Source organism: Euzebya sp., from assembly GCF_964222135.1.
Taxonomy (GTDB): domain Bacteria; phylum Actinomycetota; class Nitriliruptoria; order Euzebyales; family Euzebyaceae; genus Euzebya.
In genome coordinates this window covers 84221-107091 of sequence record NZ_CAXQBR010000026.1, presented here as the reverse complement: position 1 = coordinate 107091, position 22871 = coordinate 84221, and the positions used below count along the sequence as shown (strand labels likewise).

22 protein-coding genes are annotated in these 22871 nt (G+C 71.6%); 11 read left to right on the top strand and 11 right to left on the bottom strand.

Annotated features, from left to right (window positions below; translation table 11 throughout):
* From ACEQ2X_RS07240 to ACEQ2X_RS07220, 5 genes are all read left to right on the top strand, one after another.
* Positions 1–676, top strand: a 676-nt coding sequence (locus ACEQ2X_RS07240) for a GGDEF domain-containing protein (RefSeq protein WP_370325120.1), incomplete at its 5' end; no start/stop codon positions are given.
* A 28-nt stretch (positions 677–704) separates the two neighbouring features.
* The gene (locus tag ACEQ2X_RS07235; protein ID WP_370325119.1) at positions 705–1238 is read left to right on the top strand and encodes an adenine phosphoribosyltransferase; all 534 of its coding nucleotides are present in this window, start codon (positions 705–707) and stop codon (positions 1236–1238) included.
* A gap of 51 nt (positions 1239–1289) precedes the next feature.
* Complete coding sequence (locus ACEQ2X_RS07230; RefSeq protein ID WP_370325118.1) at positions 1290–3815, top strand: bifunctional (p)ppGpp synthetase/guanosine-3',5'-bis(diphosphate) 3'-pyrophosphohydrolase; 2526 nt, start codon at positions 1290–1292, stop codon at positions 3813–3815.
* Positions 3815–4516 (top strand): MBL fold metallo-hydrolase, encoded by a 702-nt coding sequence (locus tag ACEQ2X_RS07225; protein ID WP_370325117.1) that lies wholly within the window; start codon positions 3815–3817, stop codon positions 4514–4516. The genes ACEQ2X_RS07230 and ACEQ2X_RS07225 overlap by 1 nt, the downstream gene beginning before the upstream one ends.
* Positions 4517–4572: 56 nt before the next feature.
* A complete protein-coding gene (locus ACEQ2X_RS07220) occupies positions 4573–5223 on the top strand; it encodes a DUF5684 domain-containing protein (RefSeq protein WP_370325116.1) in 651 nt (216 codons plus the stop codon).
* Positions 5224–5243: 20 nt separating this feature from the next.
* On the opposite strand, the gene ACEQ2X_RS07215 is transcribed toward ACEQ2X_RS07220, so the two are convergent.
* Complete coding sequence (locus ACEQ2X_RS07215; protein WP_370325115.1) at positions 5244–6950, bottom strand: putative bifunctional diguanylate cyclase/phosphodiesterase; 1707 nt, start codon at positions 6948–6950, stop codon at positions 5244–5246.
* A 134-nt stretch (positions 6951–7084) separates the two neighbouring features.
* Here ACEQ2X_RS07215 and aspS point away from each other — a divergent pair, with 134 nt between their 5' ends.
* The gene (gene aspS / locus ACEQ2X_RS07210; protein WP_370325124.1) at positions 7085–8872 is read left to right on the top strand and encodes an aspartate--tRNA ligase; all 1788 of its coding nucleotides are present in this window, start codon (positions 7085–7087) and stop codon (positions 8870–8872) included.
* A gap of 7 nt (positions 8873–8879) precedes the next feature.
* Here aspS and ACEQ2X_RS07205 read toward each other — a convergent pair whose 3' ends face one another.
* Both ACEQ2X_RS07205 and ACEQ2X_RS07200 read right to left on the bottom strand, forming a co-directional pair.
* Positions 8880–9293, bottom strand: coding sequence for a PIN domain-containing protein (locus ACEQ2X_RS07205; RefSeq protein ID WP_370325114.1), 414 nt, complete (start codon positions 9291–9293; stop codon positions 8880–8882).
* Positions 9293–9535 (bottom strand): hypothetical protein, encoded by a 243-nt coding sequence (locus ACEQ2X_RS07200; protein WP_370325112.1) that lies wholly within the window; start codon positions 9533–9535, stop codon positions 9293–9295. The genes ACEQ2X_RS07205 and ACEQ2X_RS07200 overlap by 1 nt, the downstream gene beginning before the upstream one ends.
* Before the next feature lie 78 nt (positions 9536–9613).
* Between ACEQ2X_RS07200 and ACEQ2X_RS07195 the strand changes: the two genes are divergently transcribed.
* Positions 9614–10144 (top strand): Uma2 family endonuclease, encoded by a 531-nt coding sequence (locus ACEQ2X_RS07195; protein WP_370325111.1) that lies wholly within the window; start codon positions 9614–9616, stop codon positions 10142–10144.
* On the top strand, positions 10141–10506 hold the full coding sequence (locus ACEQ2X_RS07190; protein WP_370325110.1) for a DUF2200 domain-containing protein: 366 nt from the start codon (positions 10141–10143) through the stop codon (positions 10504–10506). The genes ACEQ2X_RS07195 and ACEQ2X_RS07190 overlap by 4 nt, the downstream gene beginning before the upstream one ends.
* Before the next feature lie 44 nt (positions 10507–10550).
* On the opposite strand, the gene ACEQ2X_RS07185 is transcribed toward ACEQ2X_RS07190, so the two are convergent.
* From ACEQ2X_RS07185 to ACEQ2X_RS07150, 8 genes are all read right to left on the bottom strand, one after another.
* A complete protein-coding gene (locus ACEQ2X_RS07185; RefSeq protein ID WP_370325109.1) occupies positions 10551–12188 on the bottom strand; it encodes a DUF222 domain-containing protein in 1638 nt (545 codons plus the stop codon).
* A gap of 217 nt (positions 12189–12405) precedes the next feature.
* Entirely contained in the window at positions 12406–12825 is a 420-nt protein-coding gene (locus ACEQ2X_RS07180) for a nucleotidyltransferase domain-containing protein (protein ID WP_370325108.1), read from the bottom strand.
* 11 nt (positions 12826–12836) lie between these two features.
* Positions 12837–13430 carry a dihydrofolate reductase family protein gene (locus tag ACEQ2X_RS07175; RefSeq protein ID WP_370325107.1) on the bottom strand — a complete coding sequence of 198 codons (594 nt, stop codon included), beginning with the start codon at positions 13428–13430 and terminating at the stop codon, positions 12837–12839.
* Positions 13430–13972 carry an SRPBCC family protein gene (locus tag ACEQ2X_RS07170; RefSeq protein ID WP_370325106.1) on the bottom strand — a complete coding sequence of 181 codons (543 nt, stop codon included), beginning with the start codon at positions 13970–13972 and terminating at the stop codon, positions 13430–13432. Before ACEQ2X_RS07170 ends, ACEQ2X_RS07175 begins: the two co-directional genes overlap by 1 nt.
* The gene (locus ACEQ2X_RS07165; RefSeq protein ID WP_370325105.1) at positions 13969–14343 is read right to left on the bottom strand and encodes an ArsR/SmtB family transcription factor; all 375 of its coding nucleotides are present in this window, start codon (positions 14341–14343) and stop codon (positions 13969–13971) included. Before ACEQ2X_RS07165 ends, ACEQ2X_RS07170 begins: the two co-directional genes overlap by 4 nt.
* Before the next feature lie 48 nt (positions 14344–14391).
* Entirely contained in the window at positions 14392–14520 is a 129-nt protein-coding gene (locus tag ACEQ2X_RS07160; protein WP_370325104.1) for a hypothetical protein, read from the bottom strand.
* A gap of 93 nt (positions 14521–14613) precedes the next feature.
* Complete coding sequence (locus tag ACEQ2X_RS07155) at positions 14614–15618, bottom strand: ATP-binding protein (RefSeq protein WP_370325123.1); 1005 nt, start codon at positions 15616–15618, stop codon at positions 14614–14616.
* 113 nt (positions 15619–15731) lie between these two features.
* On the bottom strand, positions 15732–21932 hold the full coding sequence (locus ACEQ2X_RS07150) for an alpha-2-macroglobulin family protein (RefSeq protein WP_370325103.1): 6201 nt from the start codon (positions 21930–21932) through the stop codon (positions 15732–15734).
* A 181-nt stretch (positions 21933–22113) separates the two neighbouring features.
* Here ACEQ2X_RS07150 and ACEQ2X_RS07145 point away from each other — a divergent pair, with 181 nt between their 5' ends.
* The 3 genes from ACEQ2X_RS07145 to ACEQ2X_RS07135 are packed head-to-tail and all read left to right on the top strand — an operon-like array spanning position 22114 to position 22790.
* Complete coding sequence (locus ACEQ2X_RS07145; RefSeq protein ID WP_370325102.1) at positions 22114–22422, top strand: nucleotidyltransferase family protein; 309 nt, start codon at positions 22114–22116, stop codon at positions 22420–22422.
* Positions 22379–22639 (top strand): DUF86 domain-containing protein, encoded by a 261-nt coding sequence (locus ACEQ2X_RS07140; protein ID WP_370325126.1) that lies wholly within the window; start codon positions 22379–22381, stop codon positions 22637–22639. The genes ACEQ2X_RS07145 and ACEQ2X_RS07140 overlap by 44 nt, the downstream gene beginning before the upstream one ends.
* Positions 22632–22790, top strand: a complete 159-nt coding sequence (locus ACEQ2X_RS07135; protein ID WP_370325101.1) for a DUF86 domain-containing protein — start codon at positions 22632–22634, stop codon at positions 22788–22790. The genes ACEQ2X_RS07140 and ACEQ2X_RS07135 overlap by 8 nt, the downstream gene beginning before the upstream one ends.
* The last annotated feature ends 81 nt before the right edge of the window (positions 22791–22871 follow it).

The window sequence follows — 22871 nt, the reverse complement described above, 5'->3', positions numbered from 1 at the left end:
CGGCGTCGGCCCGCCCGCGCCGCGCCCCGCCGAGGCCACGCCGCTCGCCCCGCTCGTCGGCACCGCGCCCGAGCCTCCGGCCAACGACGTCGCGTCCCCGCGCGACCACCTCCGCGCGGAGGTGGCTCGCACCGCTCGGGTCCTCGCCGCCCTGCTGTCCTCGGAGCTCGTCCGCGAGGCCGCGCTCCGCGAGGCCGCCCGGGCCCGCCTGGCCGCCCGGCACGATCCGCTGACGGGCCTGCTGAACCGGGCCGGCTGGGACCAGGTGCTCGCGGACGAGGAGGAGCGCGCTAGCCGCTACAGCCTGCCGGCGGCCGTGGCCATCATCGACCTCGACGAGCTCAAGTCCCTCAACGACGCGGAGGGCCACCACGCCGGGGACGAGCTGCTCCGCCGCGCCGCGGACGTCCTGCGGATCTGGCACCGCCGCAACGACCACGTCGCCCGGCTCGGCGGGGACGAGTTCGCGGCGCTGCTCGTCCAGACCAGCGAGTCCGATGCGCTCGACGCCGCGCAGCGGTTGCGCCGCGACCTCGCCGACGCCGGCATCGCCGCCAGCGTCGGCACCGCCGGCCGCTGGGCCAACGGCACGCTCCCGCACGCCGTCCTGGCCGCGGATCGGGCGATGTACGCCGACAAGCGCCAGCGCCGCCGGGCCCGCCGCGACTGCGCCTGATCGACGACCGTTGCTCTAGCGTGGGGCCATGTCGTCTGATGAGGCCATCGATCGCCTGAACGCCGCCGTCCGGGACGTGGCGGACTTCCCCTCGCCCGGCATCACCTTCAAGGACATCACCCCGCTGCTGGCCGACGCCGAGCTGTTCGCCGCGGCGGTCGAGGCCCTGGCCCGCCCCTACGCGACCGCCGAGATCGACGCGGTCGTCGGGATCGAGGCCCGCGGGTTCATCTTCGCCGCCCCGATCGCCCGGGTGCTGGGCGCCGGGTTCGTGCCGCTCCGGAAGGCCGGGAAGCTGCCGAGTGACACGGTGGAGGAGACCTACGACCTCGAGTACGGCACCGCGACGATCGCGGTGCACGTCGACGCCTTCGACGACGGCGACCGGGTGCTGGTCGTCGACGACGTCCTGGCGACCGGTGGCACGGCACGTGCCGCGGCCAACCTGGTGCGCCGCGCCGGCGGGCACGTCGTCGGCCTCGCCGTGCTGATCGAGCTGGGGTTCCTCGGCGGGCGGGAGGTGCTGGACGGCGTGCCCCTCACGACCGTGCTGCGCTACTGACCGGCCGGTCGGTCATCTGCGGTTCGTCGCCCATCGACAGTCCGACTACGCTTGTCGTCACCACCTCTTGGGAAAACGGAGGACATCACGAGCGCACAGGATCGTCCCGCCTCCCCAGTCGTCGAGCGGACGGCTGAGCCGGACCCCCGCGCGCCCGCAGACCCCTCCCCGACGGGGGAGCCGAGCCCGCCACCGCCCCCGGAGGCGACGCCCGAACCGACCCCGGCACCGGTCGAGCACACCCCGCCCCAGGGCACCGAGCAGGTGGCCCCGCCGGGCGCCCGGCACGCCCGCCGCCAGTCCGGTGTTCGCGCGGTCCTCGCGCGGTTGCCGTTCGACCTCGGCACCCAGATCCCCGACCAGATCCAGCCCGTCGTCCAGGCGCTGAAGCGCAACGGCGCGCGGGTCGACCTGAAGCTGATCCTGCGCGCCCACGAGGTGGCCGACGCCGCCCACCGCGGCCAGAAGCGGCGCAGTGGCGAGCCCTACATCATCCACCCGATCGGCGTGGCGGAGATCCTCGCCGAGCTGGGCGCGGACACCGCGACGATCTGCGCAGCGCTGCTCCACGACGTGGTCGAGGACACCGAGTGGGGCCTCGAGGACATCCGGCGGGAGTTCGGCGACGCGACCGCGAACCTCGTGGACGGCGTCACCAAGCTCGAGCGCGTCGCGGTGCAGACCAAGGAGGAGCAGCAGGCCGAGTCCCTCCGGAAGATGCTGCTCGCGATGGCCGAGGACTACCGGGTCCTGCTCATCAAGCTCGCGGACCGCCTGCACAACATGCGGACGATCCACCACATGCCGCGCCACAAGCAGGAGCAGAAGGCGTCGGAGACCCTGTCGATCTACGCCCCCCTCGCCCACCGGTTGGGCATGCAGCAGTTCAAGTGGGAGCTGGAGGACCGCTCCTTCCAGTGCATGCACCCCAAGCGGTACGAGGAGATCAAGGCGATGGTGGCCGAGCGGCAGCCCGGTCGCGACCGCTACATCGAGGAGGCGATCGCCGACGTCACCGAGCGCCTGCGGGCGGTGAAGATCCGGGCGACGGTGACGGGCCGCCAGAAGCACTACTGGTCCATCTACGAGAAGATGGTGGTGCGGGGCAAGGAGTTCGGCGAGATCTACGACCTGGTCGGCATCCGGGTCATCGTCGACTCGGTGAAGGACTGCTACGCGGCGCTCGGGACGCTGCACGCGGTGTGGCGCCCGGTGCCGGGACGGTTCAAGGACTACATCGCGATGCCGAAGTTCAACCTCTACCAGTCGCTGCACACGACGGTGGTGGGACCCGGCGGCAAGACGATGGAGGTGCAGATCCGCACCCAGGCCATGCACCGCACCGCCGAGTACGGCGTGGCCGCCCACTGGCGGTACAAGGAGACCGCGCGGGGGGCGCCGGCGTCCGGCGGGGACGCGCAGTGGCTCGACCAGATGCTCGACATGGAGTCCTCGACGCGGGACTCACCCGGCGAGTTCATGCGGAACGTCCAGCTGGACCTCTACGCCGACGAGGTGTTCGTCTTCACCCCGGCGGGGGACATCAAGCAGCTGCCGCGGGGCTCGACGCCGGTCGACCTGGCGTACGCGATCCACACCGACGTCGGGCACCGCACGATCGGCGCGCGGGTCAACGACCGGCTGGTGCCCCTCGAGTACGAGCTCCGCAACGGCGAGACCGTCGAGATCCTGCTGAGCAAGTCGAAGGACGCCGGGCCCAGCCGGGACTGGCTCGAGTTCGTCGGCTCGTCGCGGGCGCGGTCGAAGATCCGGGCGTGGTTCAGCCGCGAGCGGCGCGAGGACGCGATCGAGAAGGGCCGCGAGCAGCTCCGCAAGGTGCTCGCCAAGTCGGGCCGCGGCTGGAAGTCCCAGATCGCGTCGCCGACGCTGCTCGAGATCGCCCAGTCCCACAACTACGCCGACCTGGAGGCGCTGTACCGGGCGATCGGCGACGGGCACATCACCGCCAAGGCGATCGCCCAGCAGGTGGGGGAGAAGCTCGCCGAGGCCGAGGGGCACGTCGACCCGAACGCCGACGCCGACGAGGGGTACACCGCCCCGCCGGTCGACGACTTCGAGCCGCGCCGGTCCTCCGAGGCGGTGTTCGTCGAGGGCGTCGACGACGTCCTCGTCACCCTCGCCCGCTGCTGCTCCCCGGTGCCCCGCGACGACATCATGGGCTTCGTCACCCGGGGCAGGGGCATCAGCGTCCACCGGACCGACTGCCCGAACGCCGATGACCTGCGCAGCGAACCGGACCGCCTGGTCGACGTGCGGTGGAACACCCAGACCCCGGCGACGTTCCGGGTGACGATCGACGTGGAGGCGTTCGACCGCAAGCACCTCTTGCGGGACATCACCACGGTGCTGGGCGACGAGTTCGTCTCCATCGTGTCGGCGAACGTCACCACCAAGAAGGACCGGGTCGCGCTGCTGCGCTTCACCTTCGAGCTGGCCGACATCACCCACCTCGACCACGTGCTCCGGCAGGTCAAGAAGGTCGAGGCGGTCTACGACGCCTACCGCGTGATCCCCCGGTCGTCGAACGGCGCGAAGCGGAGCGCGACGAGGGCCTAGTGGTCGACTCCACCTTCATCGACGTCCTCACCCTCGGCATGTGGCAGGCCAACTGCTACGTGGTCGGGGATCTCGAGCGTGGTGCGGCGTTCGTGATCGACCCCGGCCAGGGAGGGGACGGGCCGGTCCAGCAGGTCCTCGCCGACCGGGGCGTGACCTGTGAGGCGATCCTGCTGACCCACGGCCACCTCGACCACCTGTGGGCGGTGCCGGAGCTGGTCCGCGAGCTCGACGTCGAGGTGCGGATGCACCACGACGACCGGTGGCTGTGGGACTCGCCGGCCGCGGCGTTCGGGGCGCCGCCGGAGATGCTCCGCGCCCAGTTCGACCTCGACTGGGACCCGCCGACGGACCACCTGGCGACCTTCGGCGACGACCAGGTCATGACCCTCGCCGGCATGCGGGTGCTCACCCGGCACACGCCAGGGCACACGCCGGGCTCGTCGGTGTTCCTCACCGACGACGTCGACGGCGACCCGGTGCTGATCTCCGGCGACCTGATCTTCGCCGGCTCGGTCGGCCGGACCGACTTCCCGCGGGGCTCGTGGGAGGAGCAGGCCCGCTCCATCCACCGGGTCGTCCTGCCCCTCGCCGACGCCACCCGCATCGTCAGCGGCCACGGGCCCGAGACCACCGTGGGCACCGAGCGGCGGACCAACCCGTTCGTCGCGGAGATCATCCGCGACCTCGGCGTGCCCTAGGGGTTACCCTGCTGGCGCACCACACGGGAGAAGGGTCGAGGATGGACGGGATTCTGTTGGCACAGGACGAGCTGGGCGCAGCGGCAGGGGCGGGCATCGCGATCGTCTTCCTGCTGTTCTACCTGGCGATCTTCGTGCTGTTCATCGCCGCGGGCTGGAAGCTGCTGACCAAGGCGGGGGAGCCGGGCTGGAAGGTCCTGATCCCGATCTACAACTACTGGACGTTCGCCGAGATCTCGGGGCGGCCGGGCTGGTGGGCGCTGTTGTTCCTCATCCCGATCGTGAACATCGTCATCGGCGTGATCCTGGCGATGGACCTCGCGAAGTCCTTCGGGAAGGACCCCGCGTTCGGGATCGGCATCGCGTTCCTGTCGATCATCTTCATCCCGATCCTCGCCTTCGGCGACTCCCGCTACGTCGGCCCGGCCGGTCCCGAGGGGCGGCCCGGCTGGTCCGGCCCCCAGGGGTACGGCGGCTACGGGCAGGGTGGCTACGGCCAGGTCGGCTACGGCCAGCAGGGGTACGCGCCGCAGGGCGGCTACGCGCCGCCGCCGGGCCAGCAGTGGGGGCAGCCGTCCCAGCCGTCCCAGCCCCAGTGGGGCCAGCCGCCCCAGCAGCCGTCCCAGCCGCAGTGGGGCCAGCCGCCCCAGGGTCAGGGCGACCCGAACCAGGGCTCCGGGGGCTACCCGCCGCCGCCGCTCGGCTGACGCCGCGCGAGGTCAGCCGGTCAGCCGCTGACGCGCTCGAGCATCGCCGTCGAGGTGCTGGGCTCGCCGATCAGGTAGCCCTGCCCCCAGTCGCAGCCCAGCTCGGTGAGCAGGTCCAGCTGGCGGTCCGACTCGATCCCCTCCGCGATCGTGGTCAGGTTCAGCGCGTGCGCCAGCTCGAGGGTGGCACGGACGATCGCCTGGTCCTCCCGCGAGGAGTCGATGCCGGCGACGAACGACCGGTCGATCTTGACGAAGTCGAGCGGGAGGGTCTTCAGGTACGACATCGACGCGTACCCGGTCCCGAAGTCGTCGATGCCGATCGCGATGCCGAGGGCGTGCAGGTCGGTGATGTTGCGCCGCACCTGCTGGTCGGCGTGGACCAGGACGCCCTCGGTGATCTCGAAGCGCAGGGCCGTGGAGGGGAGCCGGGCGACGTCGAGCGCGTCGCTGACCCGCTCGGTGATGCCGTGCCGGTTCAGCTCGTGGGGTGACAGGTTCACCGACACGCACAGCGGCAGGCCGGTGAGGTCCCGCCAGGTGGCCACGGCGCGGACCGCCTGGGACATGGCGAACTGGCCGAGCGGGACGATCATCCCGGTCTCCTCGGCAACGGGCAGGAAGTCCGGCGGGTCGATCGGCCCGAGGAACGGGTCGTGCCAGCGCAGCAGCGCCTCGGCGCCGGTGATCTCCCCGGTCCGCAGGTCCCGCAGCGGCTGGTAGGCGACCCGCATCAGCCCCTCGTCGAGCGCGGTCCGCAGCGACGTCTCGATCCGCAGCCGGTCCGTCGACGCGGTCCGCATCTCCTGGTCGTAGACCTTCCACCGGGCCCGACCGCGCTCCTTCGCGTGCTTGAGCGCCTGGGTCGCCTGGGTCAGGACCTCATCGCCGCTCTGGCCCGTGCCCGGCGCGACCAGGGAGATGCCGGCGGAGGCGGTCAGCTGGATCCGCAGCCCGTCGACGTCGATCGGCTCGGCGATCCCGTCGAGGACCCGCTGGGTGAGCGCGTCGACCTGCGCGCGGCTGGTGATGTTGCCGCACAGCAGCACGAAGTCGTCCCCGGCGATCCGGGCGGCCGCGTCGCCGGGCTGCAGGGCCTGGCGGAGGCGGCCGGCGATCTCCACGAGGACCCCGTCGCCGGTCGACTGGCCGAGGGAGTCGTTGACCGCCTTGAACCGGTCGAGGTTGATCGCGATGACCGCGAAGGGGTTCTGGCGGACCCGCAGCTGGTCGCCGAGCAGGTCGATCAGCAGGGTGCGGTTGATCAGCTGGGTGAGGGGGTCGAACAGCGCGCGGCGGGACATGAAGTCCTCGGCGCGGCGCAGGCGCGAGACGTCCATGACCTGGCAGACCAGCGACGTGCACGTCCCGTCGACGTCGAGCAGGGCGGAGATGCCGAATTGCAGGGCCACCGTGCCGCCGTCGCGTCGCTCGAGGACGAACTCCGCCGCGTGGTGGGGCAGGACCCCGTCGATCATGCGCAGCATCGTGGTGCGCTCGCGCTGGACGTCCTCCTCCGCGGCCAGCGCGACCAGCGACGTGCCGGCCAGCTCGTCCGCGGTGGTCCGCAGCATGTCGGCGAACGCCTGGTTCGCCAGGACGATCGTCCCGTCGGTCCGCAGGTGGACCATCCCGACGACGGACTGCCCGAACAGGGTGTGGATCGAGCGCCCGGCCGGGTCGCTCAGGTCGAGGACGGCCGGGGGCAGCCCATGCGTCGTGTCCACTCGGACTGCATCGGACAATTGACGACCTCAGGGGGGAAGGTGGGGGTCTGCGCGAACTATGCTGCGGGCCGACCGCACGATCAAGGATCGTCGACGGTCGGCTACCGTTCAGGGCGATGAACCCCTACGGCAGCATGCGAACACACGGCACCGGCACCCTCCGCACCTCACACGACGGCGACGAGGTCGTCCTCGCGGGGTGGGTGGATCGCCGACGTGACCACGGCGGCGTGGTGTTCCTCGACCTGCGGGACCGCACCGGGATCGTCCAGGTCGTCGCGGACCCCTCCGCGGGTGAGGCGCTGCAGGCCGCCCACGACGTCCGCCCGGAGTACGTGGTGCGGGTCCGCGGGTCGGTGCGGGTGCGCCCAGAGGGGCAGGAGAACCCGGCCATCGACACCGGCGAGGTCGAGGTGGCCGCGTCGTCCGTCGAGGTCCTGAGCGTGGCCGAGACCGTCCCGTTCCCGATCACCGACGATGTCGACCCGAAGGGTCGCGATGTGGCTGTGACGGCGGAGGACGTCAGGCTGCACCACCGCTACGTCGACCTGCGCCGCCCCTCCCTCAACCGGCGGGTCCGGGTCAGGGCGCAGACGACCGCCATCATCCGCCAGGTCATGGAGGCCAACGGGTTCCTCGACATCGAGACGCCGATCCTGACCCGCTCGACGCCGGAGGGGGCGCGGGACTTCCTGGTGCCCTCCCGTCTGCAGCCGCGGTCGTTCTACGCGCTGCCCCAGTCGCCGCAGATCTTCAAGCAGCTGCTGATGGTCGCCGGGTTCGAGCGGTACTACCAGATCGCCCGCTGCTTCCGGGACGAGGACCTGCGCGCCGACCGCCAGCCGGAGTTCACCCAGCTGGACGTCGAGGCGTCCTTCATCTCTGAGGAGGACCTCTTCGCGCTGTGCGAGGAGATGATGGTCGCGATCTGGGAGCAGGTCCTCGGCGTGCAGCTCGAGACCCCGTTCCCGCGGCTCGACTTCGACGAGGCGATGCGCCGCTTCGGCTCGGACAAGCCGGACATGCGCTTCGGGATGGAGCTCGTCGACCTCGGGGAGGTGCTGTCCGGCACGGAGGTGGGGGTCTTCTCCGGCGCGCTGTCGTCCGGCGGGTCCGTCGTGGCGGTGTGCCTGCCCGGCGGCGGGTCGCTGACCCGCAAGGAGTTCGACGGTTGGGTCGACTTCGCCAAGCGCCGCGGTGCCAAGGGCCTGGCGTGGGGAGTGGTGGAGGAGGGCGGCGGCCTCCGCTCACCGCTGTCGAAGTTCATGTCCGAGGACGAGATCGCTGGGATCATCGCCGCCTGCGGGGCGACCGAGGGCGACGCGATCTTCTTCGGCGCCGGAGAGACGGTGTTCACCCAGGAGCTGATGGGGGCGGTGCGCGTCGCACTTGCGCGCGACAACGGGATGATCCCGGAGGGGGAGTGGCGGTTCGTCTGGGTGACGGACTGGCCGCTGTTCGCCTGGGACGACGAGCGCAAGCGGTGGGACTCCACCCACCACCCCTTCACCGCGCCGGCGGACCCCGCGACGTTCGCCGACGACCCGGGGTCGGCGAAGTCGAACGCCTACGACCTGGCCCTCAACGGCCTCGAGCTGGGCGGCGGGTCGATCAGGATCCACGACCGGTCGGTGCAGTCGACGGTGTTCGAGCTGCTCGGCATCGACGCGGAGGAGGCGGAGGAGCGCTTCGGCTTCCTGCTCCGCGGGTTGAGCTACGGCGCCCCGCCGCACGGCGGCATCGCCTTCGGGATCGACCGGATCGTGATGCTGCTGACCGGCGCGTCGTCGCTGCGCGACGTGATCCCGTTCCCGAAGACCCAGTCCGGCTCGGACCCGATGACCGAGGCCCCCGCCCCGGTCGACGAGGCCCAGCTGACCGAGCTCGGCCTGCGCGTGCTCCCCCCGCCGGTGAAGGGCTGATCGACGGTCAGCCGTCTCGGAACGGGTTGGTGATCGTGATGCCGTCGAGCTCGGCACCGTCGGCCAGGTCCTCGGTGTAGACGACGTCGCACCCACCGGTCACGGCGGCTCGGAGGATCATGGCGTCCCACAGGGACATCTGATGACGATCCGCGAGATCGATGGCATCGAGGACCAGGCGGTGGTCGGTCGGTACCACGGTGAGCTGTGCGAGCCGCTGCACCTGGCCCTTCGCGACATCTGCGTGGAGCGGTCGAGCGAGCTTGCGGGTCACCGTGACGTGGAACTCCGACATGACCTGTGCGCTGATGACCGCGTCCCGACCGACGTCGCGCAGCAGGTCGAGCGCCTGGCCGCGCTTCTCGGGCTCATCGGCGTCGACGGCGTAGACCCAGACGTTGGTGTCGATGAACGGTCTCATCAGGCCGACTGATGGCGATCGTGGAGGTCCGCTCGAGTCCATGAGCGCCCACCCGGACCACTGCCGCCCGGCGAGCGTTCGGCCTCGGCGACGAACGCCTGGACGGGGTCCGCGTCGGACGGACCGGCCAGCTCCTCGAGGTAGCGCCGGACGAGTGCGTTCAGCGAGGTGCCACGTTCGAGCGCACTGATCCGGGCTCGTCGGAGCACGTCATCGCCGACCTTGAGCGTCAGGTTCGCCATGCGGCCAAGGTAGCACCGGATACGTGCCGCACTGATCCTGTGCAAGTCGGTGATGGGTGATCGGGGTAGGTTGAGCACATGACCGACGTCCGGGTCCGACCGCTCAAGCGGGTCGAGTACGACCTGCTGGTCGATCACGGCGCGTTGGGACCCGAGGACCGGGTGGAGCTGCTCGACGGGATGCTGGTCGAGATGAGCCCGCAGGGGAGTCGCCACGCCGCCGTTATCACGCGCCTGACCGAGATCTTGGTGCTCGCCTGCGCGGGTGGACCGTATGAGGTCCGACCACAGGTCCCGTTCGCCGCATCGGACGTCTCGGAACCCGAACCCGACTTCGCGATCGTGCGGCGCGACCATGGTCTTGGTCATCCAGCTGCTGCGGAGCTCGTCATCGAGGTCGCCGAGTCCAGCCGTGCCCTCGACCTGGGTCGCAAGGCCAGGATCTACGCCGCGGCCGGCGTCCCGACGTACTGGGTCGTGGACCTGCAGGACCGGGTCATCCACGTCCACACCGAGCCGGGCTCCGAGGGGTACGGCCGGGTGGCGACCGCCACCTCGGCGACGTCGCCGGCTCTGGGCATCGACGTCGATCTCGCGGAGCTGCCGTGAGCGGGCACCGGATCTTCACGACCGCCGTCGCGAGCGTCTACCCCCACTACGTGGCCAAGGCCGAGCGGAAGGGCCGGACAAAGGCGGAGGTCGATGAGATCCTGCGCTGGCTGACCGGGTACAGCCAGACCGAGCTGGACGCCGAGCTCGAGCGTGGGACGGACTTCGAGACCTTCTTCGCCGAGGCGCCGGCGATGAACCCGTCGCGCGAGCTGATCACCGGCGTGATCTGCGGTGTCCGGGTCGAGGAGATCGAGGAGCCGACCATGCGCGAGATCCGGTACCTGGACAAGCTCGTCGACGAGCTCGCGCGCGGGAAGGCCATGGAGAAGATCCTGCGGTCCCCGTCACCCTCGCCCTGACTCCGGGCAGCCCGGTGGCCCCACCGTGGTTGGTGGGGTGCGGGTCAGAGGGGTAGTCGGGTGGGTTCGGGGTGGGGTCTGGCCCGGGCGGCGGGTCGTGCCGTCTGGCGGTCGGACCGGTCGGGTCGGTCGGGTGGTCGCCGGCCGTCCCGCCCGGTCCGGTCCGGCGGCACCGCGGTCATGGGGTCCGTGGACGGTGTCTGTTGGGGGGTGAAGCAGACGGTCCGTCGGATGTGGCGGCCGTGCCGGGTGCGTTCGATGGTGACGGTGACGGTGTCGAAGTCGTAGGTGAGCGTCCAGCCGTCGTGGTGGATCGCGGTGTGGTGGCGTCTGCACAGGGGGACGCCGTTGGCCTGGTCGGTGCGGCCGCCGTGACGCCACCAGATGATGTGGTGCAGGTCGGTCCAGCCGATCGGCCGTCCACACGCCGCCCCGTCCGCGATGGGGAACGCACAGCCGCCGAAGGTGACCTCCGCGGCCCGGTACTGGGCGGTGGTCCACCGGCGGGTTTCCCGGCCGATGTCGAGCACCTGCCCGGCGGCGTCCACGATCGCGCGGACCAGCCCGGCGTCACAGCCGAGCCGGCGGACGGTCTCAGCGGACAGCCACGATCCGAACTGGCCCCGCCCCGCCTGATCGCCACCCAGCAGGGTGTCGACGGGTGCGGTGACGGTGACGTGTGGCTTGACGCCCTTGACCGTCCCCAGATCGCCCGCCTTCACCGCAGCGGCGATCAGGTCGGCGAAGGCGTCGGCCTCGACCTGTTCGTGGCTGCGGCGTTCCGCCTCGGGGGTGTCGGGGTGATCGGGGTGGCGGGCGGCCTGCATGGCGGCTTTGAACATCTCGTAGTCCGCCAACGGCATCCGGCCGGCGTAGCAGCCCATCTGCAACTCGTCATCGATCCAGTCGCGATGTGACCGGCGTTGGACCTGTGCGGCTGCGGAGGCCTCCATCGCGTCCGGATCCGCCGCCCGCGCCGCCTTGGCGGCGTCCCGCACCTGATCTGGCGACTCTCCCGCGGTCGCGCGGCCCAACAGCTCGTCACGTCGTGCCGCCCGCTCAGCTGCCGCCCGCGCCTCCCGCTCCGCCGCCTCCCGTGCCGCCCGTTCGGCCAGCGCACGTTCCCGCGCCGCCGCCGCAGCCGCCAGACGGGCCTTCTCGGCCAGCGATGCCGCCTCGGCCTGGGCCCGACGGTCGGCTTCCTCCCGTTCGCGTCGCGCCTCGTCCTCCGCTGCCCGTCGGGCGCGTTCTGCGGCCTCCTGATCGGCCTGGTGGCGTTCCGCCGCGGCCACCAGCCCCTGGGCGTGCGCCCGCGAGATCTGCCCTGCGGTGAGCGCGTCGAGCACCCCGTCCAAGCCCGCCATGACGACCGCGGTGCGGACCTCCCGCCGCGCATGCCCGCTGGTCAACCGCATCGTCTGTGCCAGCCAGGCTGCGGTCGACACCGCCCCCTCCGCTGCCGCCACCCCGACGTCCTCGGCCCGGTCGATCAGCCGCACCCGTGCGGCAGCGACCGCCGCATCGATCGACCCCACCCCCTCCGCCAGCACGGTCAACACCCCCGCATCGACCCCACCACCATCGGCGCCAGCGGTGGCCAGCCAGCGGTTCAACGCCCCAAGGCCCTCCAGCGCACCGGCGACCGCGACCACCGGATCCATCGCCTTGCCATCCCCGTACATGATCCGAACGTACGTTCTTCCAACCGCCAGATCAAGGGATTTCTGGCGGATGTGGACAACCGCGGCGACGGCCGCCAAGAGGGTCAGCCCAAGTGGGTCGAGTGGCTGATGTGACAAGGGGGGCCTGGCTACGAACCCCTGCTCGCTGTCCCGCATGCCCGCGCCGTCATGAGGCGGAGCCTGGCCGCGACCGACGCGGGATCGAGCCGGCGGGGAGTCATCGCTCGGCCATCAGCTCGAGGTCGAGCTCGACCAGCCAGCCGATCTCCATCGCCATGCCCACCGCACGCATCTGCTGTCGCGCGTACAGGCCGGCGTCGTCCTCGTACAGCGGAAGGCCGTCGCCCAGGGCTCGTGCCTGGGCCACCACTCCGGCGGTCGAGAGGTCGAGCAGGTCCACCGCATCGATGTGCACCAGGTCGACGAAGGCGGTGTGGCAGGCGATCCGGTCGAAGGACCGCGGGTCACGCGGCAGCACGGCGATGTCCAGGTCACGCGGGTGGCTCGCCCACTCCGCCCGGGCCGCGCTCCCGAACAGCACCACCACCGAGAGGCCGATCCGATCGCACAGCTCGTCCAGGCGGCCATCGTCCGCGGCGTCCAGGAGCGTCGCTCGAGCCTGTGCGATCGTGACCATCGCGCTCGACTCTACGAAGCCGCTCCGACCGCCACCCGCTCCGCAACCCGCTCCGGCGCCCCGCAGAGCAGGACGTTGCCGTTCCGGAACGTCGTCGTCCGGCTGACCGCCAGCCGGAACCGGTGCGCCACCCCGGCGAACAGCCGCTGGCCCTCTCCCAGCACGATCGGGTCGACCAGGATGCGGAGCTCGTCCACGACACCCGCGTCGAGCAGGCTCGCGGTCAGGGTGGAGCTGCCGAAGATCGCGATGTCCCCGCTCCCGCCCTCGCGCTTCAGCCCCGTCAGGTGCGTCGCCGCGTCGTCGGCGACCAGCTCGGTCCCCTCCCAGGTCGCCTCGTCGAGCGACCGGGAGTACACGACCTTCCGCACCGCGTTCATCCGCGCCGCGGTGTCGGGATCCGAGGCCCGCGCCTCTGCGGTCGGCCACCAGGCCGCCATGTGCTCGTAGGTCGTCCGGCCGAAGACCACCACGTCGATGTCGTTCAGCTGGCGGAGCGAGAACGCGTGGAAGTCGTCGTCGATGTCAGCCCAGCCGAACTCCCCGCCGGGTCCGGCGTGGTTCCCGTCGAGCGAGGTCAGCAGGAACGCGAAGACGGTCCGCATCAGCGACCTCCAGCGGGATCGGCGAGGCCCAGACCGCGCGCGGCGTAGCGCACCCGGAGGCGCTCGAACTCCTCGCGGTCCCAGGACGCCCGACGGCCGTCGAGGGTCGGGCCGAGCGCCGAGAGCGACGTGTGGAGCCCCACGAGGTAGTTCCGCTCGATCGCCACCGCGGGGTCGGGGACGTGGTGACTCACCCGCAGGACGCACCCCTCACCTGCCGGCTCGAGCTCCCAGCGCATCCGCGACCCCTCATCGGCGTGGGTGTGCTCGAGCAGCCGGGGAGGGTCGACGGCCAGGACCTCCCAGACCATCGTCGGCGCGTCGTCTCCCCGCCCGGCCATCACCATCTTCCCGCCGGGCCGCAGGTCGAGGGTGATGTCCGCCTCGAACGGGACCCACCAGTCGGCCAGCCGGGCCGGGTTCGTGATCGCGTCCCACACCTCCTCGATCGGGTGGGGGTAGCGGCGCTCGAAGCGGATGAACCCGCCGGTCGGGGTGCGCTCCAGCACGCCGTCGTGCGCGCTGACGTCGGACTGGCTCATCTGGCGGTCCCTTCGGTCTGAGCAGGGGGAGGGGTGACAGCGGGGGAGGGGGAGGCTGCGATCCGGTCGAGGTGCCGGCCCAGCGCGTCGAGCCGGTCGGCCAGGTGGGCGCGGTAGGGCTCGAGCCACTCGTCGAGCTCCCGGAGCGGCTCGGGTCGCAGTCGGTAGAGCCGCCGTTGGGCGTCACGCCGCACCTCGACCAGCCCGGCGTCCCGCAAGACCTTCAGGTGGCGTGACACGCCCGGCTGGTGGAAGTCGACGAGCTCGACGAGCTCACCGACCGAGCGCTCACGCTCCCGGACCGCGTCGAGGATCCGCCGGCGCGTCGGCTCGGCGATCACTCCCAGCACGTCCAGGGTCTCTGTGGTCATCGACTCGCGCCTCCTTCGCATGGACCATACGCTGTCACATATATATGGTCAAGCGCATGTAGTGGCGGTCGTCAGCTGGGTGACCGGCGGCACCCCGTCCCGACCTTGGAGCTCGTAGCGAGCCCACATCGCGGGGTCGACGCGTTCGAGGGCGACGAGCGCCCCGGCATCCAGCACCAGCGCCAGCGTCCAACCGCTGATCCCGGCATGCCCGGTCCACCAGGGCCTCGTTCACCCATGGGCGGGACCGAGGCTGCACGGCCCGGCGGGTCAGATCCCCGTCCACAGCAGCGACAGGGGAACCGACCAGAGCCCCCCTCCGTGTGCCACTGCGGATTCGCCCGGGTGCAGCACCAGCCCGGCCGTGAAGTGATCGCCGGCCACCTCGGCGAGGGTGCGCAGGCCGGCGAAGTCGCCAGCCCGGACCGTTCTGGCCGCCTTGACCTCGATGCCGACCACCCGGCCGTCGCGGTGCTCGAGCACCGCATCCACCTCCCGCTGCCCCGAGGTCCGGAAGTGGTGCAGGGTCGGACCAGCGACCGTGAGGTCAGACAACCGCCGCAGCTCCGCCAGGACGAAGGCCTCGAGGTGTCGGCCGGAGTCCAGGCCAGGCGGCTCTGGACCGAGACCGCTGAGGTGCCAGGCCAGACCCGAATCCGCGATCAAGGCCTTGGGTGACTTGACCAGGCGCTTGCGGGCGCTGCGCGTCCAGGCGGGCACCAGATCGACCAGGTAGGTGTCGGCGAGGAGCGTCAGGTACCGGGTGCTCGTGCGGGGGGACACGCCGAGGTCGCGTGCCAGGTGGGCGTAGTTCAACAGGCCGGCGTTGGCGTGGGCGATCAACCGCAGGAGCCTGGGGATCTCGAGGAGCCCCTCGATTGCGCTGAGCTCGGCGATCTCGAAGCGCACGACCTCCTGGATGTAGCCGTCCCACCAGGCAGCCCTCCGATCTCCAGCCCGGGCGACCGCCTCTGGGTACCCACCGCGCCGAACACGGTCCCACGCGTCCTGGGGGGTCACCGGCGGGAGTCCGCTGAAGTCGATGTCGGTGTCGAAGAGCCGAACCAGATCCATGCCGTCGCGGTGCTCGATCTCCGCTTGGCTGAGGGGCCAGAGGTCGATGACCTCGGTGCGGCCGGCCATGCTCTCTCGCGACCCGCTGGTCGACAGCACGTCCGCGGATCCGGTCAGGAGGAACCGTCCGGGACGACGATCGCGATCCACCGCGGCCTTGATCGCCAGGATCAGGTCTGGCGCTCGCTGCACCTCGTCGATGACCGTGCGGTCGCAAGGCGCGGCACGATATCCATGTGCGAAGAGTATGTAATTCAGGCAGCTCGCGCCTGATTTTCAAGACGGGCCGCGTCTCGCGCCGTCCTCGATCGCACCTACCCGCCGACCACCACCGTGTCCGTCGCCGTGCGGCCGAAGACCTCGGGGGTGTAGATCTCCTCGGCCACCGCCGGGGGGACCACGAACGTCCCGGGCGTCGTCGCCCGTGCGATGTAGCTGTACTCGTACGTCCCCGCGGGGAGGAACCCGCTGAACGCCTCGACCCGGTCGTCGCGGAGGTTCTGGTGGTCGTACCAGGTCGGGTACCAGCTGATCCCGAACGGCACACAGCACCCGCCGTCGCCCTCGTCCTCCGACGGCGGGTCCGGCGGCAGGGCAGGCGAGGCCGCCAAGGCCGGGTTGACCGCCTCGAACCCCGCGGGGAGGGGGTCGACCAGCGCCATGTTCACCCTGCGGCTGTCGGCCACCATCGTCACCGTGACCCGGACCTCGGCACCCGGCGCGACGCGCCACACGCCGTCCGCGTCGCGCACGACGTCACCAGGGTCGCCGACCGCCTCGTAGGTCCGCTCGACGACGAACCCCTCGTCCCGCGGCTCCAGCTGCAGGTCGTCCGGCGCGGTCCGCAGGCCGAGGCGGTAGTACAGCCGCCCCTCCCCGTCCTTGGCCACCACCAGCTGCGGGTCGTCGCGGGTCAGCAGCTCCGCGGTCGGCACCACGGTGAGGGTGGAGTCCACCGACCGGCCCGCGTAGCCGTGCTCGGCCGCGTACAGGTCCCCGAGCCACACGCGGGCGACGAAGTCCGGGGTCGTCGCCTCGAACGTGTCGAAGTACCGCTTCAGCGCCAGCAGGATGAACGCGTTCTCCTGCACGTTCTCCCACCGGCCCTGGCGCTGGTTGGCGATCAGGCCGTTCACGATCTTCGGGACCAGGTCGCTGCCGGGCTGCACGGCCAGGTAGGCGTCAAGGATGATCCCGTCGGTCCGCCGGTCCGAGGCCAGCACCAGGTGGGCGTCCTCGCCGTAGCCGGTGGTGAACGTCGCCGCCGACGGGGTCTCGGTGACCTGGTTCGCGAAGGTCTGGGCGATGTCGGCGGCGATCGCAGGGTCGTCCACGACCGGCCACAGCCAGGCGAGGGCGTCGAGCGGCAACCCCGCTGAGGCGCCCTCGTCCGACGACCCCGCCTCCAGCCCCTCCAACGCCGCGTGGATCTCCGCCGCCCGGGCCGGATCCCGGTCACCGGCCAGGGCCCGGACGTGGACGGCGTAGGCCCGCAGGGTCTGGCGGGTCGCCTCACCCCACTCGGGATCGATGACGTCCTCGATGGTCCGCAGCCGCCCGAGGGCCGAGTCGATCGTGCCCTGCGGCACCGCGTACCCCGCCTCCCGCGCGGCCACCAGCGCGTGGGTGGCCTGGATGGAGTGGTACGGCTCGGTCGGCCGTGACCGGTCCCACACCGGCCAGCCACCGTCGTCGTTCTGCAACCCCACTAGCCCCTCGACGTCCGCGGCGGCGGTCGCCTCGATCTCCTCCGGCGGCGGGAGCTGCTGGGCCTCGAACGCCGCCAGCACGTCCCGCAGCGCCGCGATCGCGAGCAACCGCGAGGCCAGCGCGTCGGAGGAGGCGTAGGGGTACTCCTCCAGGTACAGCACCGCGTCGGTCAGCGACTGCAGGGCGGTGGAGGAGGTGGTGACCTCCAGGCCGCCGAACTGCGGGATCACGCCCTCGGGGGTCTGCACCGGCTGGGCGACCGCGCCGGCGTCGACCACGCCGTAGGTGGCGAAGGACTCCGACGTGGTGGGCGTGTAGACGGGGAACGATCCGGCCGAGGAGTCGGAGGCGCCCCCCGCCGCGCCCTCAGCGGCCACGGCGGTCACGCGGTACCGGGCCGTGCCGGCGTCGACGGTCGTCACCGGGAAGCGGATCTCGACCCGGTCGCCGGCGGGCACGGTGACGGCGCGCCCGACCGGACCCTCACCGTCACCCCCACCCTCCCCCGCGGTGAGGTTGGCCGTCTCGAGCACCACGTCGGCGTCCACGTTCGCATCGGTCTGGTTGTGCAGGACGACGGGCAGCTCGAAGGCGTCGCCGAAGTTGGCGAACCGGGGAGCCGACGGGCGGACCTGCAGGGGCAGGCGGGCGGTGAGGGTCGACTCGCCCTTGCCGAACCGGTCCGCGCCGTGGGCGGCGACCGCGATGACCCGGTAGCGGGTGAGGCTGTCGGGCACGTCGACGTCGACGCTGGTCCGCCCGGACGCGTCGGTGGTCAGCGACGGGGCGAACACCGCGAGGGCGTCGAAGTCGCTGCGGACCTCGATCGGCGGCGCGGCCCCGTCCCCGCCGGTCGGGGCCGGCGCGGCCTGGGCGACCTCGGCCTCCAGCGCGTCACCGTCGGCCAGCGCCTCGGAGGCGGCCTCCTCCTCCGCCGCACCCCCGGAGTCGTCGGCCGCGTCGTCGGCGGTGCCCCGCGCCTCGTCCTCCCCGCCGCCCGCCGCCGTGCCGAGCGCATCCGACCGCGACAGCACCAGGGTTCGGCGGAGCAGCTCGGCGTCCAGGTAGGTCCCGTGGGGGGAGTAGAAGGCGTCAACGGGGTCCTGGAGCTCGCGACCGATGAGGGAGAGGAGCGCCTCGTCCACCACGACGACGGCGACGTCCGCCCCCTCCACCGGGGTGCCGTCCGCGTCGGTCACGGTCACGTCGACCGCGGTGGAGGCGCCCGGCTCGACGGCCTCGTCGCGCGGGACCGCGTCCACCGTGAGGGTCCGCGAGGTCGGCGGGACCGCGATCGACACCGTCCCGCTCGCGAACGCCGGCCGGTCGGGCAGGTCCTCCGCCGGTGACCCGTCGTCGAGCACCCGCGGGGCCGCGCCGACCAGGTCGACGCGGACCTCGATGTTGGGGATCATGTCGTCGGTGAGGGGGATCTCCACGACCGCGGAGCCCTCGGTGACCTCGATCACCTGTGTCGATTCGATGCCGTTGCGGGTGATCGTCACCAACCCGGTGGCGGGGCTGAACGGGGCGGGGACCAGGATCTCGGCGAGGTCGCCGGCCAGGTACTCCTGCTCGGCGGGGATGAGGGTCAGCTGCTCCTGGGTCACCCGGCGTGTGGGGATCTCCTCGCTGCCGGCGACCCACACCTCGTACTCGGTGCGGTTCATGCCGCCGTCGGGGTCGGTGACGGTGCCCGAGATGCGGTATCGCCCTCCCGCGGTGGTGTCGAACTCGCAGCGCTCCGGCTCGTCGGCGCTGGTGACTTCACACGTCTGGGGGTCGACGGCGGTCTCGGTGTACTCGCCGTCGACGTACTCCTCCACCAGGCGCTCGGCGGTGAGCGTGACCGGCTCGCCGGCGACGGCCTGGCCGTCGATGTCGGTCAGGACCGCGTCGATCCGCAGCGGGTCGCCCTGGCGGACGAACGCCCGGTCGCTGCGCAGGCCGAGGTAGCGCTCGCCGGCGTGGACCAGCAGGTCGGTGGTGGAGGCGAAGGACTGCCGGTTGACGTCGGTCACCGCGGCGTTGGCAGAGACCGACAGGGGGAGGTCCGGCGCGTCGCCCTGGATGTCGATCTCGAGGTGGTGGCGGCCCTGGGCGTCGGTCACGCCGTCGAAGCGCTCGACGGTCTCCTCGACCTCCGGCCCGCAGCACGGCCCGATCTCGGTCTCGAACCCGCCGCCGAACCCGTCCTCGAACCCTCCCGCGTACCACCAGGGGACGAACACGCCGAAGCTGAACCCCTCCCACCCAGGAGGGGAGTAGGCCGTCTGGGCGTGGCTCACCGTCCACGTCACCGGGGCGCCGGCCAGGCCGCCGCCGGCGAAGTAGGTCGCCTCCGCCGCGACGGTCACGGGGGAGGTGACGACGTGCGGCTCGGTGCTGACCGCGGAGGTGGTGACCTCGAACTCCGGCCGGCGGAACTCCTCGATGCGGAGGGGGTGCTCCCAGTAGCCCTCCTCCAGACCGTCGACGCCGGTCAGCTGGAAGGACACCGCCCCCTGGCCGAGGTTCGCGCCCTCCGGCAGGTCCACGGACAGGTCGAACGCCCCGAACGCGTCGAGGGTGACCTCACCGGTGGCGATCTCGGCGTACTGGCCGTCGTAGACCTGGTAGTCGATCGTCGTCCCCTCACCCGGCAGGGCCAGGTCGGCGTCCTGCGAGAGCTGGAGGCGCCGGACCCACCCCTTGAGCTGCACAGTCTCGCCCGGCCGGTAGAGACCGCGGTCGTCGAGGGTGTACCAGCGCGTGACGTCGCGCCGCGGCTGGGCGGTCCACCGCTCGACGTAGCCGGCGCTCAGCAGGGCGGTCTGCCCCTCCGCCGTGGCCGTGATCGCCGCGGCGCCGGAGGTGTCGAGGTCGAAGGACGCCAACCCCTCGCCGTCGGTGGTGGCGCTCTGATCGCCGTAGGTCACCGACGCGTCGGCGATCGGGCTGCCGTCGCGCAGGTCGGTGGTCCACACCAGCAGCCGCTGGCCGTCGGCGAGCGCGTCGATGCCGATGTGCGTGTCCTGGACCCAGATGAGGAGGGGGCGGTTCTCCCAGAACTCCTCGGAGTTGGGCGGGAACTCCCGGGTCGGCTCGACGTAGACCAGCGCCTGCCCGTCGTCGCCGACGGCTTCGGCCAGGTCGACGATCGTCTCGACCGTCGTGCCGTCGTCCGCGCCGGTGTCGATGACCTCGTCGGAGGTGACCGGGAAGTCGGGGACGGCGATCCGGTCCCCGTGTCGGTCCAGGCGCAGGTAGGCGTCCCAGTCCTCCGAGCCGACGTCGAGGGTCACGACGCGCAGCTCGGTGTGCCCCGCGCTGACCAGGGCGAGGGAGGGGTCCTCGGCGAGCGGGTCGAGGGTCACCAGATCGGTGTCGAACCGGCGGAGGAACGGGCGTGGGTCGCCCACGTCGAACTCGCGGGTCTCGTCCTGCCCGAGGGTCTGACCCCGGTCGTCGCGCAAGCCGGCGGGGACGGTGACGGCGTAGGTGGTGTCGGCCTCGGTCCCGCCCTGGACGACGAGCTGGGCGTCGCGGACGCTGGCGGTCATGCCGGGGATCGCGGGGTCGGCGGTCACGCCCGCCGGGTCGAAGGCGCCGGCGTCGAGGGGGTTGGAGAACGTGATGATCAGCGGCTCACCCGGCCGGCAGGTGCCCCCGAACCCGCACTCGGTCCCGGTGATCGTCAGCGGCGGGAACGTCCGGCCCCGGAAGGTTTGGTCGGCGGTGGTGGTGCGCGGTCCCTCTGCCGACGGGGTGCCCTCGTCGAACGTGATGGTCACGGGCGTGTCGGCGGGGAGGGGGTCTGTGGGCCGGAACGCGACCCAGCGGCCATCCAGGGCCTGGTCGACCAGCTCGCGGGCCGTGTCGTCGGCGTCGACCTCGGTGTCGGTGGCCAGGCGGATCGCGCGGTCCCCGTCGGCGTCGACGGTGAGGTGGTCGAGGACCGCGTCGGGGTCGACCAGCTGGTCGAACACCGCGACGAACACCGGGGTGAGGGGGAGGCTGTCGCTCTCCGGACCGAACCCCTGGACCGTCGGGGGAGGGGTGGAGAACGTGAACGTCACGTCCTCGGCGAGCGTGCCCCCGGTCTCCGAGGTGGTCCCGGCCGGGACGGTCACGGTGTACTCGGTGGCCATCGGGAGCCGGTCGATCGCCTGGGCGGTGTGCTCGAACCGGAGGGTCCGGGTGCCGATCCAGCGCCAGCGCCCGTCCAGCTCCGGGGTGACCGTGACCGGGACATCGGCGGCGTCGAGCTGGTCCAGCGTGGTGAGGGGGACCATCGGCTGGTCGAAGGTGACGCTGAGGGAGGGGGCGATGTCGACCTCCCCCTCGGGCTGGACGCGCAGGACCTCGAGGGGACCGGTGGGGGACTGGTCGGGAGCGTCGGCGGGCGGTTCGGTGCCGACGGGCGGGAAGGCGGTCGGGATGGTCTCGCCGGCGGTCGGCGGGAGCAGGGACTCGGCGGGCCGGACGAACTCCTGGCGGTCACTCTCCTCGCCGGCGAACGGGTCCAACCGGTCGATGACGGCGTCGATCCGCTCCGGCGGCAGCGCCGTGCCCTCGGTCACCGGGACGTCCTCGTCGGCCTGCTCGGCCGCCTGGCCTTCGCGAAGCATGATCCGCACCTCGCCGTCCCCGTCCGCCGCGTCAGGCCCGCCGGTCTGCGCGGTGCTGCCGGACTGGGTGCTGTCGCCGGACGGCTCCCCGTCGTCCCCGTCGACCGTCACGAGGACCGCCACCAGCGCGATCACGAGCGTCGCGGCCAGCGCCCACGGCCACCGTCCCACCCGTCGCTTCCGGTCCTCGCCCATCACCGTTCCGATCCGCTCGTGCCGCCGGCACAAGGATGTGCCGGACACGTCATCGTCGAGGGGTCCGACGCCCCCCCGGCCCGGATCGTTCCCCTCATCGTCCGAAACAGCCTGACTCCCCCGACACGGGCGTGGTGCCCGGGACCTCTCGGGCTGTGCGGTCCTGAGGCACACTGAGCCCATGACGGCAGTGGAGTCTCTGCACACGTTGGATGAGGAGTTCGCGTCGTTCTGTCGTCGCAACGGGATCACGCGTCTTGCCGTCTTCGGGTCGGCATTGCGCGATGAGTTGGGGCTCGACAGCGACCTCGACCTGCTCATCGAGTTCGAGCCGGGACGAAAGCCAGGTCTGTTGAGGCTCGCCCAACTCGAGATGGAGCTGGAGGGCTTGGTTGGGCGGGAGGTCGAGTTGCGCACGTATCACGACCTCAGCGTCCTGTTCCGCGATGAGGTCCGACGTCAGGCACGCGACCTCTATGCCGCCGCCTGAGGACGAGGTTCGAATCAGGCACCTCGTGGAGGCGGCCCGCAAGGCCATCACGTACTCCGCGAGTCGGTCTCGACAAGACCTCGAGCACGACGAGCTCCTGCGGCTGGCGCTCACCAAACTGGTGGAGATCGTGGGAGAGGCAGCCAAGCACGTCACGGTGACAGCTCAAGAGGAGTACCCCTCCGTTGCCGTGGGCAGCCGCGGCACGGATGCGTGATCGTCTGATCCACCACTACTTCGACATCGACCTCGACATCCTCTGGGCAACCATCACCGAGGACCTTCCACGACTTGTGGGGGCGTTGGGGTCCTCAGCAGGCGTGGAGGCTGCGCCGCCTGAGGAAGGCGAGGAGCCGAGCGGAGGCTGACGGTTCGTGTAGTCAAGTGCACAGCTCTATTGCGTTGTATAGTAAACTGCACACCGGGTGATGATTGTGTACTTTCCTGCA

Coding starts and splice junctions, on each gene's coding strand:
- ACEQ2X_RS07235 (WP_370325119.1), top strand. CDS start 705: ATGTCGTCTGATGAGGCCATCGATCGCCTGAACGCCGCCGTCCGGGAC.
- aspS (WP_370325124.1), top strand. CDS start 7,085: ATGCGAACACACGGCACCGGCACCCTCCGCACCTCACACGACGGCGAC.
- ACEQ2X_RS07205 (WP_370325114.1), bottom strand. CDS start 9,293: ATGAGACCGTTCATCGACACCAACGTCTGGGTCTACGCCGTCGACGCC.
- ACEQ2X_RS07200 (WP_370325112.1), bottom strand. CDS start 9,535: ATGGCGAACCTGACGCTCAAGGTCGGCGATGACGTGCTCCGACGAGCC.
- ACEQ2X_RS07195 (WP_370325111.1), top strand. CDS start 9,614: ATGACCGACGTCCGGGTCCGACCGCTCAAGCGGGTCGAGTACGACCTG.
- ACEQ2X_RS07185 (WP_370325109.1), bottom strand. CDS start 12,188: ATGTACGGGGATGGCAAGGCGATGGATCCGGTGGTCGCGGTCGCCGGT.
- ACEQ2X_RS07180 (WP_370325108.1), bottom strand. CDS start 12,825: ATGGTCACGATCGCACAGGCTCGAGCGACGCTCCTGGACGCCGCGGAC.
- ACEQ2X_RS07175 (WP_370325107.1), bottom strand. CDS start 13,430: ATGCGGACCGTCTTCGCGTTCCTGCTGACCTCGCTCGACGGGAACCAC.
- ACEQ2X_RS07170 (WP_370325106.1), bottom strand. CDS start 13,972: ATGAGCCAGTCCGACGTCAGCGCGCACGACGGCGTGCTGGAGCGCACC.
- ACEQ2X_RS07165 (WP_370325105.1), bottom strand. CDS start 14,343: ATGACCACAGAGACCCTGGACGTGCTGGGAGTGATCGCCGAGCCGACG.
- ACEQ2X_RS07150 (WP_370325103.1), bottom strand. CDS start 21,932: ATGGGCGAGGACCGGAAGCGACGGGTGGGACGGTGGCCGTGGGCGCTG.
- ACEQ2X_RS07145 (WP_370325102.1), top strand. CDS start 22,114: ATGACGGCAGTGGAGTCTCTGCACACGTTGGATGAGGAGTTCGCGTCG.
- ACEQ2X_RS07140 (WP_370325126.1), top strand. CDS start 22,379: ATGAGGTCCGACGTCAGGCACGCGACCTCTATGCCGCCGCCTGAGGAC.
- ACEQ2X_RS07135 (WP_370325101.1), top strand. CDS start 22,632: ATGCGTGATCGTCTGATCCACCACTACTTCGACATCGACCTCGACATC.